Here is a 13,712-nt window from a genome sequence, read left to right on the forward strand (position 1 = left end):
AGAGGAAATATTCCTTTGTTTGCAATACGTAAACCATGTGGTTTTTTGCCGACTGTGCTCTCCCGGAGCGGGCGCCTCAGGCTCAGACGCTCCTCATGAGGTGGGTAGCTATGGGGCTCTTCGATCTTGAGGGTGAACATCCCCCTCAAGATCGAAGAACCACTATGTCGTCACGGATGCGCTGCAGGCGATGGATATCCTGCACGCGGTTCGGTGACCAATTCGGAAGCGGGGGAGACGCAAACGTCGATCTTGCTAACGCGGATGCTAATCCGAAAATCGGACAGTAACCGGGCAGGCGGCAGCGAACCCCGGCGTACGGTGGCGCGTGGGGTTGGTGGTCGGCCCGGGCGGTCAGGCGGCGGGTTGGAGGATGACCCGGTAGCCGAGGGCTTCGAGCTGGTGGATGTGGTTGCGCTTTTTGCGTTCCGGGCCGATGCGGTTGGTGTAGTAGTCGGCGCCCAGGTCGATGAAGTGGGCGTCGGGGTCGGACAGCAGGTGCCAGATGATGGTGAGCAGGGAGCGGCCGACCACGACGATCGCGCGTTTCTTGCCGCGTCGGCGGGCGATGCGCCGGTAGCGTTCGCCGGGGAAGGTGCTGGTCCTGCCCGCGATCACCGCTGCCTCGCCCAGGATGCGGGCCAGGTAGGGGTTGCCGTGGCCGGTCCCGGCGTGGCCCTTCTTGCGTCCGGCCGACTCCTTGACCCCAGGGGCGAACCGCGCCCAGGAGGCCAGATGCCCTGGGGTGGGAAAGCGGCTCATATCGGTGCCGATCTCGGCGAGGATCACCGCGGCCGCGGTGGGGCCGATACCGGGAATCTCATCCAATCGCGCCGCCGCCGAGGCGAAGGGGGCGAGGAGTTCGGTGATCTTGGCGTCGACCTCGGCGATGTCGGTGCTGATCGCATCGACTCGGCCCAGCATCTTGCCCAGTAAAAAGGCGTGGTGATCGGTGAAGTGGCCGGTGAACGCCTCCTGCAGCAGGGGAATCTTCTTGCGCAGGCTGGTGCGGGCCAGCTGCGCCAGCACCGCCGGATTGCGTTCTCCGGCGATCAGGGCGGCCATCATCGCCCGCCCGGAGGCCCCGAAGATGTCCGAGGCCACCACCGACAGCTTGATCTGCGCGTCCTCCAGCAGCTTTTCCGCCCGCTGTTTTTCGGCGGTCCGTGCACCGATCAGGTCGATCCGATACCGGGTCAGGTCCCGAAGCCGGCGGATCTGCGGCGGGGGGACGAGGCTGGCGCGTAGCATCTGCCGTTCGGCGACCTTGGCCAGCCAGACCGCATCCAGCCGGTCGGTCTTGGGACGACCGGGCAGGTGCTTGACTTGACGTCACGGGCATTGACCAGCCAGGTCTCGAACCCGGCCGCCTCCAGCAGGTAGAAGATCGGCTTCCAATAATCGCTGGTGGCCTCCATCACGACCCGGGTCACGCCCAGGGCGTGCAGGTGATCGGCCATCTGCAGCAGCGCGCCGGTCATCGTCGCATACGTCTGCACCTCCTGCAGGCGCCGCCCCGGCCGGTCCTCGTCCGGCACCCGCGCGCAGCAGACCAGGAAGGCCTTCCCGATGTCCAGCGCCGCGACCCGCTCGATGATCTCCTCGTGGTCCCTGGCTTCCTCCAGCATGCCGCCTCTCCTGCCGTCGTCACCGCTTGCGAGCACCCTGCACGAGCTGCCCGCAAGAGCCGCAAGGACGAAGCGAATCTAATCCGCGTGCTCAAAGCACGGTGAAGGGCCCACGGCGCGGCTCCCGGCGTCCGACTAACAAACGGCCTTAACCAGACCAAGCACCTACGACGTCGGCGAGCAACCACCCCGATTTTCACCCCGGAACGGGCATCCCGCCAGGGATATCGAGGACTAACAACAGCGCTGGACGTTCATGAACGTCCATGGACGATCGTGGACTGAGGGACCTCGTGAAGCCCGCCCGAGCAGGCCCGGAAGACGATCGTGGACGGTCCTGGACGGTCGTGCTTCTAACTCGTAATGAAGGAGGCCGGGGTTCGATTCACCCCATTAGGGGCACTTCCCGGTTGATCTGGGCTACGCGTGCCTTGGTACGGCATGTGACGCGGCTAAGGCGTCCTCCAGTAGCCGCCGGAGCTCGGCAGGCGACTGGACACCCGAGACGGGGGGGCTTCCGTCGATCACTATCGAAGGGACACCGATGACGCCCTGCTCGGCGGCGCGGTGTTCATCGGCCCTGACGTCCTGGGCGTAGGCGTCACCGGCCAGGGTGGTGCGCACCTCGGTGGTGTCCAACCCGGCCTCGACCCCCAGGCGCTCCAGTGTCTGCGGGTCGGCGATGTTGAGTCCCTCGGTGTGGTAGGCGCGAAGCAGACGCTCCATCACCTCGTCGGCCAGACCGTGCTCGACGGCCAGGTGGCACAGCCGATGGGCGTCGAAGGTGTTCACCGGCCGGGCGGCGTGCAGGTTGAGTTCCAGGCCTTCCGCGGCACCAATCGCCTGGATGCGGGCGATCCTGGCGGGCGCCTGGTCGCCCCACCACCCCTTCATCGCCTCGGCGGCCGTCGGGCCGGGGAGTCGGCCTTCCTCCGGGGCGAGTTCGTAACTGCGCCAGACGATCTCCAGCCGATCGCGGTCGGCGACCTGTGCCAGAGCGGTTGCAATACGTCTCTTCCCGATGAAGCACCACGGGCACAGCACGTCAGCGTAGATTTCAACCTTCATGACTTCCTTTTCGGCATATGACGGACCGGCCGCTGGACGTGGCCGGGGACACGGAGCCGGTCCATCGATAGCGAGGCGTTCGCGCCCGGACAGAGGGAGGACCGGGTCAGTCGGATCAGGAACCGGTTGTCTGCGGCCCCGGACCGACCTCGCGGACGACGGTGTAGGTGGGCACTCCGCTCATGCGGGCCTCGGCCTCGCCGGAAAGTCCCTCCAGAGCCTTTTGGATGGCGACCATCCGGCCCTCGGTGTCAGACGTCTCCACGAAGTTGCGGTAGTCCGCCTCGCTCGCCCAGTGCACGACGTTGTAAACCCGGGTGCCGTCGGTGCTCACGTGGAAGCGGGCCGACCGGTAACCGGGGTAGAAACGCACCCATCGCTCCTGGATCTCAGCGAAGGCGTCCACGAGCTCACGCTGGGTACCGGCGCCGTCAACGGTGTAGTCGATGATCGAGTAGAAACCGGTCTCCGCGCTCACAATGCGTTCTCCCTCATGCGGCGATGTGAGATGAGGGCCGACGCCCTGATATGAATCATGCAACCTAGACTTAACTTGAGGTCAAGTGATGCCAGCGGGCGCCTAAGCAGGGCGTTTACTCCGCCCGGTTCGGAAAATCGGTTCGTTGGTGGGTAAGCGGCGACGACAACAAGGGCGGGAAACAGCAATCGACCAAGATCCGAAAACCGGCTCCGAGCGGCCGTGGAACGCAACCTCGCGCACCTGGTCAAATGGAAGATCCTCGACACCGGCTGGTGTGGACGCCTGACCGGCTTCCCGGAGGTACTACACACCGTCACCAGCAGTGCTGATCGCGGGGCTGGCATCTCCGGCACCGGATCGATCTGCCGGCATGACGTGGCCTGGTACGCCGGCCGCCTGGTGGTCTCGCTGTCGTGGCCGGGGACGACGGCAGTGATACACCAGGGCCGGCGGCAGATTCGCCCACACGGTCCGCCCGAGGACGACTTCCTCGAACCGATCCGCCAATGACCGGCGGAGCCGGCGAGCCGGGATGAACCGGCGGGCGTGGACATAGGCGAAGGTCGTGAAGGCACCCTGTGGCGACAAGGCGTCCACGACGGCGTCGAGCAGTTCACGCTGTCGTTCGTGCCGAAACGACGCCCACGGCAGGCCGCTGACGATGGCATCGGCCTGACCGAGGCCGCGCTCGGCGAGGATGGCGGAGACGTCACGGGCATCCGCCGTGACCGCGTCGAGGCCGGGGAAGCGTTCGGTCAGCAGGGCGGTGAAACGCTCGTTGACGTCGAGGGCGATATGCCGCCCACGCCCGTCGAGTCGGTCTTGAATCGTCCGGCTGAACGCACCGGTGCCGGAGCCGAGTTCCACGACGACCGGTTGTCCCATGGACGGAACCGGTGCTGTCATCTGCCGGGCGAGAGCTTTGCCGCTCGGTATCACCGATGCGACAACGGTCGGCGCCTTGGCGAACTCACGGATGATGGGTGACGCCGAGGTCGAGCGCGCGATGGATCGCGCGGATGGATTCAGCGTCGTCCAGGCCGCCGCCGGAAAGGAGGGTGCCGGCCATGGACATGGCACCCAGGCCGATCCGGGAAACCCGCAGGCTCCCCAGCATGGCGTGCTGCATCAGAGAACTCGTTTCTCATCGGGAACGTCGAAGGAAGGCGCATCAGAAGAAAGCGGCCAGGGCCCGCGTCCGCGGCACCCGGGGCGGCGATCTCGATCTCGCCGACACCCAGCCAACATCGGTTCACCACATCTCGACAGGCACTGCGAAAAGGGGTACTCACAGGGACCCCTTACGGGACGTGGGCCGGGCCTATCCTTGATCTCATGGACGAGAAGGAGGCCGCGCGGGCGGCGGTCCGCGAGTTCCTCACCACCCGCCGCGCCCGGGTCACCCCCACCGACGCCGGCCTTCCTGCGCAGGGCACCCGCCGAAGGGTGAAAGGCCTGCGCAGGGAAGAGGTCGCGCTGCTCGCCGGGGTCAGCCCGGAGTACTACGTGCGGCTCGAACGCGGCCAGGCAACCGGGCCCTCCGCCGGAGTCGTCGATGCCGTCGCCGACGTCCTGCGTCTGGACGACGACGAACGCGCCCACCTCGACCGGCTGCTCGCCGCTCTGACCCCCGCGGCCCGCAAGCGGCGCCGCGGCGCGGCGAAGGACCTGGTCAACCCCGGAATCCGGGTGCTTCTGGACTCGATGGACCACCTACCCGCAGTGGTCTTCAACGGCCGGTTCGACATCCTCGCGGCCAACGCACTCGGGCGCGCGCTCCTCGCCCCCGTGTACGACCTGCCCGGACGGCCGAACAGCGCCCGCTTCCTGTTCCTCGACGAGCCCAGGGCCCGGGACCTGTTCCCCGAGTGGGACCGGATCACAGCCGACACCGTGGCGACGCTGCGCATCGAGGCCGGTCTCCACCCCGACGACCCCGACCTGACCGAACTGATCGGACAACTCGCCACCCGCAGCACAGAATTCCGGACGCGCTGGGCGACCAACGACGTACGAACCCCCCGAGCCGGAACCAAGACCTTCCGGCACCCGCTCATCGGCGAGATCACACTGCCCTACGAGACCCTCCGCATCGACGCCGTCTCCAGCCAGATCATCAGTGTCTACACCCCCCAGCCCGGCACCCCCGAAGCCGACGCGATCCGCCTCCTGGCCAGCTGGAACGCCGACGACCAACGGAACAACAACCCGACAGCAGGAACACGCGGCCAGAACCCCGAGGACTAACTTGATCTTTAGCCTGCGGCCGGTCGGTATCGACCCCGGCTGACCATGGGGACAGCCCTTGATCGATCATTCCTCTGGCTCAGTGAGTAAGCAGGGACTTAGGCTCCCGACTATGAAGCGCTCGACGATTGCGGTGCTTGTCGTCTGTGTAGGGGGCGGTGCTGCTTTGGTTGCTCTTGTCGCTTTCCTGATGCTTCCCGATGGGTGTACCGCTGAGGATGACCGGCTCGCCGCTTCCTTGGCCACGCTCAGCATTCTCGATGCTCATCCGGTGACCGCGACGCCCCAGGGGGGACGCAGCTCCGGTTGCCACAGTGACGGCCGGCTAGTGAACGTCGTGCAGTCCTATCGCTCTTCAGGCCCGGTAGCCGATGTGCTGTCCTTCTATCGAGACGCCGCGATCATGGAGGGCTGGAAACCCCCTCCGGGGGAGGATGGCGAAGGGGTGAGCTGCTTTGTCAAGTCCGTTGGTGGTAGAGATGTTGGCTTCTCTGTGTGGGTCGTGAAGGAGGAAGGCGAGGAGTACAGCGACGACTACGACGTAGACGTGACCTCTTCCATGACCGGCGGCAGGGGTTGGTGTTGACGCCGCGGAGTCTCGGACCGCTTCGAGCCTCCATCGCCGGCGCCGCGGGATCGAGGTGGCCGAAGGTCAACGCCGTCTTGAGAATTCCGTAAGCCCTGGGATCTATCTCGAAAGGCTCCGAATTACTGTTGTGCTAGATCGATCTAGCGTGGCGTTCCAGTATGCCTTCTTCTCTTGCACGAAATTTTAGCAGGAGGATAGCCGATATGGCTGGCCGGCTCTCCGGTCCGCATGTATCGAGGATCCAGGAGGATTGGCGCTCACCGTCGAGGGCGGCGCCTGTGTTTATTGATCCCAGGCGCGGGGATACTTGTCGCCGTAATCGCTCATTCCGGGCGAATCGACGAATTCGGGAGGCTGACATGAATGGATACCTACCGTATCGTGATTCCACTCCGACTACCCGCCTTGGAGGCGTACGCGGCTGGCAGGCGGACATTCTTCGCGGCGAGTCGTAGCTGAATGAGCCGAGGTGCTGCGGTGCGTAAGGCCGCAGTGCCTCGACCTAATTGCAGGCGGGGCAATGCATCGGGGGGCGTTTGTGACGCGATTGTTTTACCCTGCCGTTTGGCGTAGCGATGCGGTGGAGGATCTGTTCGGAACCCCGGTTTCCGACCCCTACCGGTGGTTGGAAGACGGCAATGATGCGCGCGTGCGGGACTGGGCCGCGGCCCAGGATCATCTCTTCCGCGCGTATCGCGCCGGATGGCGTGAGAAGCAGTCGTGGGCGTCTTTGCTGGATCAGGTGTCATCCTTTGGCGTGTCGGAACCTCCGATGGTGCGTGGTTCGGTCATGTTCCTTGCCGAGCAGCTCCGTGGGGACGAGCAACGGCGCCTGCTCGTCGTTGACCCTGCGGGGAACAGGCGGGTGCTGGTCGATCCGGTAGCGATCGATCCGTCCGGTCGTACCGGGCTGTATGCCTGGTGGCCATCGCGTGAGGGCGAACGTGTGGCCGTCCAAATGGAGGTCGCCGAGCAGCCCGGCAGCGACATCATGGTGCTGGACGTGCGTACCGGAGAGGTGGTGGACGGGCCGTTGCCACGCGCCCGTAACACCTCGCTTGCCTGGCTGCCGGGAGGGGATGCGTTCTACTACGTCAGCCGTGTTCCCGATGAGGAACTGGCCCCCGGCGACATGCGTTTGCAGCGGCGGGTGAGGTTGCATCGGATCGGTTCGCCCTGGCGGACCGACGCGGTGGTGTTCGGCGGCGATGATGCCCCAGACCACTATTACGGGCTCACGGTCAGCGCCGACGGCCGTTGTCTGGCGATCACTGCGATGGCCGGGCCCGCCTCATACAACGATGTGTACGTGGCCGAGCTCACCGATCCGGAAGCCCCGCATTTCGTCAAGATCGTGGACGGGCGCACCATACGCGCCCGTGTTCTCCCGCGCTTCCTCGCGGACAACGATCTGCTGCTGGTCACCGACTACCAGGCCCCGTGTGGCCGCATCTGTACGGCGCACCGGCACGATACCGACCCAGCAGCATGGCGCGCGCTGTTAGCCGAAGATCCCCAAGCCCCCTTGGACGAGTGTCTGGTCCTGGACGGTCCTGCACTTCCGCGGCCCCTCCTGTTGGTGGCACGCGCCCGCCACGGCACCTCCACCCTGACACTGCACGACCTGGCCAGTGGCCGGCCGCTCACCGGTCTGCCCCTTCCCGGCGCGGGCGTCGTGTCATCCCTGCGCACGAACATCCCACACGGGCATCACGCATGGTTCAGCTACTGCGACGCGACCACACCCCCCACCATCTATCGCCACGACGCCACCAGCGGGAAGACGGAACAAGAAACCGGCGCCACAATAGCCGGACATACTCCAGAAATCCGCAGCCGCAGCGTGCGTTATCACGCCGGCGACGGCACCGAGATCACGCTGCTCCTGTTCACCCCGGCTGAAGAACATCAGGGCCCCCGCCCCACCCTCCTCTACGGCTACGGCAGCTTCGGCATGCCGATGCGCTCATGGTTCTTCCCCATGGCAGCCGCATGGGTCGGCGCCGGCGGCACCTACGCGGTCGCCTGTGTACGCGGAGGCGGCGAAGAAGGCCAACGCTGGCACGACGCCGGCCGCGGACCACACAAACACCGCGCGATCAGCGACTTCAACGACGCCGCGACCTGGCTCATCGACACCGGTCGAACCACCCGCGACCAACTGGCGATCTTTGGCCAATCCGCCGGCGGGCTACTGGTCACCGCCGCCGCCACACAGCGACCAGACCTGTATGCCGCGGTCATCGCCGAAGGCCCGCTATGTGACATGGTGCGCTACGAACACTTCGGCCTGGGATGCACATGGACCGACGAATTCGGTACCGCCTCCCAACCCGAACAACTCCAATGGCTCCTCACATACTCCCCTTACCACAACATCACGCCCGGAGCCCGCTATCCCGCATTCCTCCTCACCGGCGCGGTAACCGATCTGCAGACCGGAGAGGCCCACGTCACCAAAATGTGCGCGGCCCTTCAACACGCCACCAGCAGTGACCGGCCGATCCTTATGCGCCGAGAACCCGACACCGCCCACGCCGCCTCTCCCGCGAGCAAAGAACGCGCCCTGACCGTGGACATCCTGGCCTTCGCCGGAAAACACACGGGTCTGTCACCGAAGAAAACAACCATGCGTCTTCACGAGACCGCCGCAGAACCACACTGAGAACGGTACAGTCCCCTCCCCGGCCGCCTTCCACGCCGGGGCCGAGCGCACCGTCGACGCCGACAGCCTGGAGGCCCTCCGGGCCGAGACCGACCGACAGGAGGCCATCGCCAAGGAGGCCAACGCCCAGGCGGTTGTCGTCACGGAGACTGCGGCCGGGGAGGCGCAGGAGCAGGCCGCCATGCTGGAGATCACCTGGCCGGGCTGGGCCGTGCTGTACGGCACCGGCAGTCGGCTCTTCCATGCCATCGCCACCTGGTCCACCCCAGAGCCACTGATCATCTGTGACCGCACCATCGATGGCCTGAAGGTCCAGATGCGCGAGGCCGAGATGACCGCGATCATCCAACGCTGGGCGCTCGCCGGGACCGGCCGCTTCTGAGCAGGCACGGCGGCCCCATCCCTTCCCCGGTCCAGGACCGCCGTGCCGTTGACGACCTACCGCGCGGGCGCCAAGAAAGGCGCCCGCGCGGTAGGTGACGTCATATAAAGCGTGCGCTCTTTCCGGGCCGGTCCGCCTCGGCCGGAACGGGACGTACCCGAGATCCCCTGAAGATTGTCAACTGATCCAGCGCGACGGCTGTCCGGTCAGGCGGGAGATGGTGTCGAAGTCAGCGTCGGCATGCAGCACGGTGAGCTTGTGATGCCGAGCCGTTACCGCCATGAGGAGATCGACCGGGGAGGCGCTCTGGTGCCACCCCTTGTCAGCGAGATCGCGTTGCAACTCGCTCGTCTCGTCCCAGGCCGATTCGGGGATGACGTAGTACGGGAAGGTCTCCTGGAGCAGATTGCCGGCTTCGTAGAAGGCTGGTCGGCCGCCGACAGCTCGGAGATACTCCTGCCTAACAGGCTCACAGATGCCGACGAGCCCGGCAGAGACCGTCTGGTCCCATTCTGTCCCGACCTGGCCACGGTAGAAGCGGACCAAGGCGCTGGTATCTATGAGATAGAGCTCTGTCACGCCACGACCTGGTGTGTGCTGTCACCCTTATCGATGGCTGAGAAGTCGATCTCACCCTCAGCCACCATCTCCCGCATGCGAGCCACGGCCGCTGCCCGCCTGCGTCGATCAACGATCTCTCGCAGGGCGGCGTTGACCGTGTCTTTCTTGGACGAGGTGCCGAGCAACTTCGCGGCCTCGGCCAGGGCCTCGTCATCGAGGTCGATCAGGGTCTTGGTCATGATGCCCCCGCCTGTATATACGAATTAAGATTAGTATATCAGCGGTGTTGATCCAGAGACGCTGTTCGCAACCTGAACGCGCGAAGACGAGGATCAGGTTTTGCCATGAGGACGGGAGCCGTCGGTTGCCGGGGGTGGCCAACGTGATGCTGACAGGCGCAGGCTTCCGGCTGACTCACGGCGCAAGTACCGACGTTGTGGTCGTTCGCCTCGGCGGGGGCAGCCACTCGCGGTCGTAGCGAGGGCTTGTGCTCTCGCGTGACCGGGCGGTTTTCCAGCCGGTACCGGTCTCGTGGCACCCGGCGTCTGGTCAGATTTCTCCGTTGCGGATTCCCGTCAGGAATCGGTTACTCCAAGAGCAAGCGGAATCAGATAATCTGATTTCATGAAGGTGATGACTGCCACCGAGGCGTCTCGGAGCTTCGCGGCCGTTCTGGACGAGGCCGAGCGAGGGGAGACAATCATGGTCACTCGTGGGGGTAGGCGAATCGCGGTTATCGGCCCCGCGCCCACGGCGCCAGGGCGTATGGTCAAGGCCTTCCTGACCAGAAGCGCGAGAACGCTGGACGCCGATTTCGAGGCCGACGTCGCGGCAGCCCGGGATGCGGTCGACGACGAGATGAGGGAGACGTGGCCCGACGCCTGATCCTGGACACCGGCGTGCTGATCGCCGCGGTGCGAGGTAGGGCCTCGGTGGACACGGTGATCGGAGACGCCGACGATGTGGCGATTGCCGCGATCACCGTGGCCGAGCTGCTCGTCGGTGTGGAAATGGCGGACGCGGCACGCCGCCCCGGCCGGCAGGCCTTTGTGGATGAGGCCCTCGCGTTGATCCCGGTCGAGGAGTACACCACGGACGTCGCCAGGGTCCACGCTCGTCTGATGGCACATGCGCGACGAGAGGGAAAGACGCGGGGCGCATACGATCTGCTGATCGCCGCGACGGCCGCGGCCACCGCGAGAACCGTGATCACGATGGACTCGTCTGCCGCGTTTGACGATCTACCCGGTGTGCGGGCACAAGTCGTTCCCCGCTGAGCACTGACGGCAACCCTGACGGCAACGTCGACCGTCCGCTCTCGCTCTGTTCATCGCATGCGGGTTGCGTCCACGGAGGTGGTGCACCACCTTGCGCTGGGAGAGGGCGGAGCGGATCGGTCACCGGACCTGCCACGGACGGCGGAGAACCGTGGTGTGATGGCGCTGTGAGCCGCGCCGTAGAAGAGACCAACCGCCGCATGCTCCGGGCACGGGATGCGATGGACCGCGCCTACGCGCAGCCGCTGGACGTTCCGGCCCTGGCCCGGATCGCCCATGTGTCGGAGGCGCACTTCACGCGTACCTTCCGGGCCACGTTCGGCGAGACGCCGCACCGCTACCTGCAGCGCCGCCGGGTCGAGCGTGCGATGTACCTGCTACGGGAGACCGACCGCAGTGTGACGGACATCTGCTTCGAAGTCGGCTTCGGCAGCCCGGGAACCTTCAGCCGCACGTTCCGCGACATCGTCGGCCGGTCGCCGAGGACGTACCGCAAGGAAACGGCGGCCACGAACGTACCGACGTGCTTCACGATGGCGTGGATGCGGCCGAGCGCCTGACCGTCCGCACTACCCGTACCGTCCGTCGACTGAGCAGTTTTGGATAAGTTTTCGTCCGGCTTGCCCGGTAGCGTGATGCACATGTTCAACGCCATCACGCACTCGCAGATATACGTCCTCGACCAGGGTGAGGCCCTCGACTTCTACGTCGGCAAGCTTGGCCTGGAGGTCTGCGCCGACGTCGACATGGGCTCCATGCGCTGGCTGACCGTCGGTATCCCCAGCAGCCCTGAGCGCCAGATCCTGCTGGAGGAGCCGGGCGGTCCGATGATGTCCAAGGAGACGGCGCAGCAGGTCCGCGAGCTGGTGACCAAGGGCGCGATGGGTGGCCAGCTCATCTTCAGCACGGACGACTGCCGCAAGACGTACGAGACGCTGCTGGGCCGGGGTGTCGAGTTCACCGAGGAACCCACCGATCGCCCGTACGGAATCGACTGCGCCCTCCGCGACCCCTTCGGCAACCACATCCGCTTCACCCAGCCGAGTGCCTGAGGACTGTCCCACGGGTTACGAGCGGAGCCGGAACCGGATCGCGGCGACGGTAACGGTGCCGTGAAAGAGATGGGCCCGCCAGAAGGGAAGGAGTATGGCCGGGGCTTTTTTGATCTCTGGTGACGGCAACGCCTCACCCCTGGAAGAGTGCGGGATGAGCCGTGACGAAATCCCGCACGCTCGATGCCGGCCTTCCTATGATCTTCTCGATGTCATGCGTCACGCGGTCGTAGCGTCCTTCCGAGTGGAGGCGCGCCATGCCGGCGAGGTGCTCGAAGACGTGCTGGGGCAGCCCGAGAGTGCTCAGTTCCTGGTCGACCCATTGTCGATAGGGCACATCGACGTAAGTGACGGATCGGCCCAGCGCCTCGGAGTACTCCGCCGCCATGCCGGTCAGGTCCTGGGATCGCGGCCCGGTGAGTTCGTAGACCTTCCCGATATGCGGGGAGGGGGCCACGAGGATCGTCGCGATCACTTCGGCGACGTCACGGGACGCGACCGGTGAGGTACGGCCGGAGCCGAAGGGCAGCCGTATGGTGCCGTCCTTGGCGATCGAGGAAACGGCGAAGGTCGTGAAGAGCGGGTTCTCCATGAAAACGGTCGGCCGTACCTGCACCCCGGGCAGGCCGGACCAGTCGAGGACCTGCTCGGCGAGCCAGTGCAGCCGCTGTTGACGTGATTCCGTGGTACTCGTGAGGCTCATCTGGGAGACGGTCATCTGCGACATGTTGATGAACACCTCCAGGTCCCCCTGCTCGCGAGCGGCGGCCGCCGCGGTGGCCGCCGCCTCCAGGTACGAGGTGGACACGCTCATGCTGAAATACACGCGGCGGCAGCCGGCCATCGCACGGACGACGTCCGCGCCGCGGGTGAGATCGCCGGCCACTACCTCGGCGCCCGTGGCGCGTAGCGCCTCCGCCCGGTCGTCCTCGCGATGGACAAGCGCACGAACGGGTAGGTCACGTTGCCGCAGAATCCCGACCACGGCCCGGCCGACCGCTCCGACGCTCCCCGCGGCGCCGGTCACCAGAATCGGTCGCTCATCGGACATCATCATCTCCTCACCGGTATCGACGATCTGCTACCCACGCTGTTCCAGCCGTATCCCTCCTGGTCAGGGTGGTTCCGGTCCGCTCCATGTCGCGACTGCCGGGCGAGGCCGCCGCGGATGACGTCGAGGGATTCGCGCAGGCTTGGCCGTGCCTGGCCGGGCTCTCGCAGGTCGAGGAGGGTGGACAGGGGGCGCGTCCACGGATGTGGTGTACGAGCGTCCGAATCCGGTAAGCCGGTCACGCTTGAAAAGCGCGGCGTCGTCCGTGGGGAAAGCGTGGCGAGGGTGGTGGAGTGGTTCAGGGCCACTCGTTGGTGTCGCGTCGTGCGGGGTCGAAGGTCAAAAGCGCGCCGAGGACCGTGGAGTGGTCCCAGACCGCCCATCGGTACGGGTCCGCCGCGGTGTGGAAGGGTTCGGGGCCGCTCCTCGCCGCCGCCTCGTGCGGGGCTCTCGCCGTGCGGGGTCGGAAGGTCCGCGGGGTGTCCGGTCAGGGGTCGCCCTCGGCCGGGTGCGGGGACGAATCGGGCCTTCCGCCACGAAAGGCGGCCCACCCGAGGGGGCGGGAGTGGCGCTTTCCATGATCTGGGTGAATCCGCACGCCCCCAGCGTGCCAACTCACCCAGATCATGGAAAATCCCCGATCGTCACCACCACGGCCCCGCCTCCACACCCGCCATGACCCGCTTTGCCCCCTCCCGGAGCTCCACCGGC

Annotated in this window: 17 protein-coding genes and 1 pseudogene; 9 read left to right on the forward strand and 9 right to left on the reverse strand. The window is 66.0% G+C overall.

All coding sequences use genetic code 11. The features are described 5' to 3' along the window. Positions 1–354: 354 nt before the first annotated feature. From OIE13_RS32745 to OIE13_RS32760, 4 genes are all read right to left on the reverse strand, one after another. A complete protein-coding gene (locus OIE13_RS32745; protein WP_326830326.1) occupies positions 355–1,290 on the reverse strand; it encodes an IS110 family transposase in 936 nt (311 codons plus the stop codon). Next, the gene (locus tag OIE13_RS32750; protein ID WP_326645739.1) at positions 1,197–1,628 is read right to left on the reverse strand and encodes an IS110 family transposase; all 432 of its coding nucleotides are present in this window, start codon (positions 1,626–1,628) and stop codon (positions 1,197–1,199) included. Before OIE13_RS32750 ends, OIE13_RS32745 begins: the two co-directional genes overlap by 94 nt. Before the next feature lie 420 nt (positions 1,629–2,048). Further along, entirely contained in the window at positions 2,049–2,696 is a 648-nt protein-coding gene (locus OIE13_RS32755) for a DsbA family oxidoreductase (protein WP_326645737.1), read from the reverse strand. A 115-nt stretch (positions 2,697–2,811) separates the two neighbouring features. Next, a complete protein-coding gene (locus tag OIE13_RS32760; RefSeq protein ID WP_326645734.1) occupies positions 2,812–3,174 on the reverse strand; it encodes an antibiotic biosynthesis monooxygenase family protein in 363 nt (120 codons plus the stop codon). Positions 3,175–3,396: 222 nt separating this feature from the next. Between OIE13_RS32760 and OIE13_RS32765 the strand changes: the two genes are divergently transcribed. Continuing rightward, a complete protein-coding gene (locus OIE13_RS32765) occupies positions 3,397–3,687 on the forward strand; it encodes a hypothetical protein (protein ID WP_326647135.1) in 291 nt (96 codons plus the stop codon). A 123-nt stretch (positions 3,688–3,810) separates the two neighbouring features. Here the strand turns inward: OIE13_RS32765 and OIE13_RS32770 are convergent. Further along, positions 3,811–4,083: pseudogene (locus OIE13_RS32770) on the reverse strand (class I SAM-dependent methyltransferase); the annotation flags it as partial. Positions 4,084–4,147: 64 nt separating this feature from the next. Continuing rightward, positions 4,148–4,306 carry a hypothetical protein gene (locus tag OIE13_RS32775; protein ID WP_326645732.1) on the reverse strand — a complete coding sequence of 53 codons (159 nt, stop codon included), beginning with the start codon at positions 4,304–4,306 and terminating at the stop codon, positions 4,148–4,150. A 206-nt stretch (positions 4,307–4,512) separates the two neighbouring features. On the opposite strand from OIE13_RS32775, the gene OIE13_RS32780 reads away from it, so the two are divergent. The 4 genes from OIE13_RS32780 to OIE13_RS32795 all read left to right on the forward strand — a co-directional run bounded on the left by OIE13_RS32780 (position 4,513) and on the right by OIE13_RS32795 (position 9,060). Then, a complete protein-coding gene (locus OIE13_RS32780; RefSeq protein ID WP_326645730.1) occupies positions 4,513–5,424 on the forward strand; it encodes a helix-turn-helix transcriptional regulator in 912 nt (303 codons plus the stop codon). 112 nt (positions 5,425–5,536) lie between these two features. Beyond that, positions 5,537–6,010: a hypothetical protein gene (locus OIE13_RS32785; protein WP_326645729.1), complete on the forward strand. Its 474-nt coding sequence runs from the start codon at positions 5,537–5,539 to the stop codon at positions 6,008–6,010. Between the two features lie 583 nt (positions 6,011–6,593). Further along, the gene (locus tag OIE13_RS32790) at positions 6,594–8,678 is read left to right on the forward strand and encodes a prolyl oligopeptidase family serine peptidase (protein WP_326829185.1); all 2,085 of its coding nucleotides are present in this window, start codon (positions 6,594–6,596) and stop codon (positions 8,676–8,678) included. A gap of 181 nt (positions 8,679–8,859) precedes the next feature. Next, on the forward strand, positions 8,860–9,060 hold the full coding sequence (locus OIE13_RS32795; RefSeq protein ID WP_326645725.1) for a hypothetical protein: 201 nt from the start codon (positions 8,860–8,862) through the stop codon (positions 9,058–9,060). Positions 9,061–9,237: 177 nt separating this feature from the next. Here the strand turns inward: OIE13_RS32795 and OIE13_RS32800 are convergent, their stop codons facing one another. Together OIE13_RS32800 and OIE13_RS32805 are read right to left on the reverse strand one after the other, a co-directional pair. Further along, positions 9,238–9,639 carry a PIN domain nuclease gene (locus OIE13_RS32800; RefSeq protein ID WP_326645723.1) on the reverse strand — a complete coding sequence of 134 codons (402 nt, stop codon included), beginning with the start codon at positions 9,637–9,639 and terminating at the stop codon, positions 9,238–9,240. After that, positions 9,636–9,860: a type II toxin-antitoxin system VapB family antitoxin gene (locus OIE13_RS32805; protein ID WP_326645721.1), complete on the reverse strand. Its 225-nt coding sequence runs from the start codon at positions 9,858–9,860 to the stop codon at positions 9,636–9,638. Before OIE13_RS32805 ends, OIE13_RS32800 begins: the two co-directional genes overlap by 4 nt. A 394-nt stretch (positions 9,861–10,254) precedes the next feature. On the opposite strand from OIE13_RS32805, the gene OIE13_RS32810 reads away from it, so the two are divergent. The 4 genes from OIE13_RS32810 (at position 10,255) to OIE13_RS32825 (ending at position 11,950) form a co-directional block, all read left to right on the forward strand. Further along, positions 10,255–10,506 carry a type II toxin-antitoxin system Phd/YefM family antitoxin gene (locus OIE13_RS32810; protein WP_326645720.1) on the forward strand — a complete coding sequence of 84 codons (252 nt, stop codon included), beginning with the start codon at positions 10,255–10,257 and terminating at the stop codon, positions 10,504–10,506. Next, entirely contained in the window at positions 10,491–10,898 is a 408-nt protein-coding gene (locus OIE13_RS32815) for a PIN domain-containing protein (RefSeq protein WP_326645718.1), read from the forward strand. Before OIE13_RS32810 ends, OIE13_RS32815 begins: the two co-directional genes overlap by 16 nt. Positions 10,899–11,098: 200 nt before the next feature. Further along, on the forward strand, positions 11,099–11,458 hold the full coding sequence (locus OIE13_RS32820) for a helix-turn-helix domain-containing protein (RefSeq protein WP_442811727.1): 360 nt from the start codon (positions 11,099–11,101) through the stop codon (positions 11,456–11,458). 81 nt (positions 11,459–11,539) lie between these two features. Then, positions 11,540–11,950, forward strand: a complete 411-nt coding sequence (locus OIE13_RS32825) for a VOC family protein (protein WP_326645716.1) — start codon at positions 11,540–11,542, stop codon at positions 11,948–11,950. 133 nt (positions 11,951–12,083) lie between these two features. Here the strand turns inward: OIE13_RS32825 and OIE13_RS32830 are convergent, their stop codons facing one another. Continuing rightward, on the reverse strand, positions 12,084–13,007 hold the full coding sequence (locus OIE13_RS32830) for an NAD(P)H-binding protein (RefSeq protein WP_326829186.1): 924 nt from the start codon (positions 13,005–13,007) through the stop codon (positions 12,084–12,086). Positions 13,008–13,712 lie beyond the last annotated feature (705 nt).

Origin of the sequence: Streptosporangium sp. NBC_01810 (genome assembly GCF_035917355.1) — a bacterium.
GTDB lineage: Bacteria > Actinomycetota > Actinomycetes > Streptosporangiales > Streptosporangiaceae > Streptosporangium.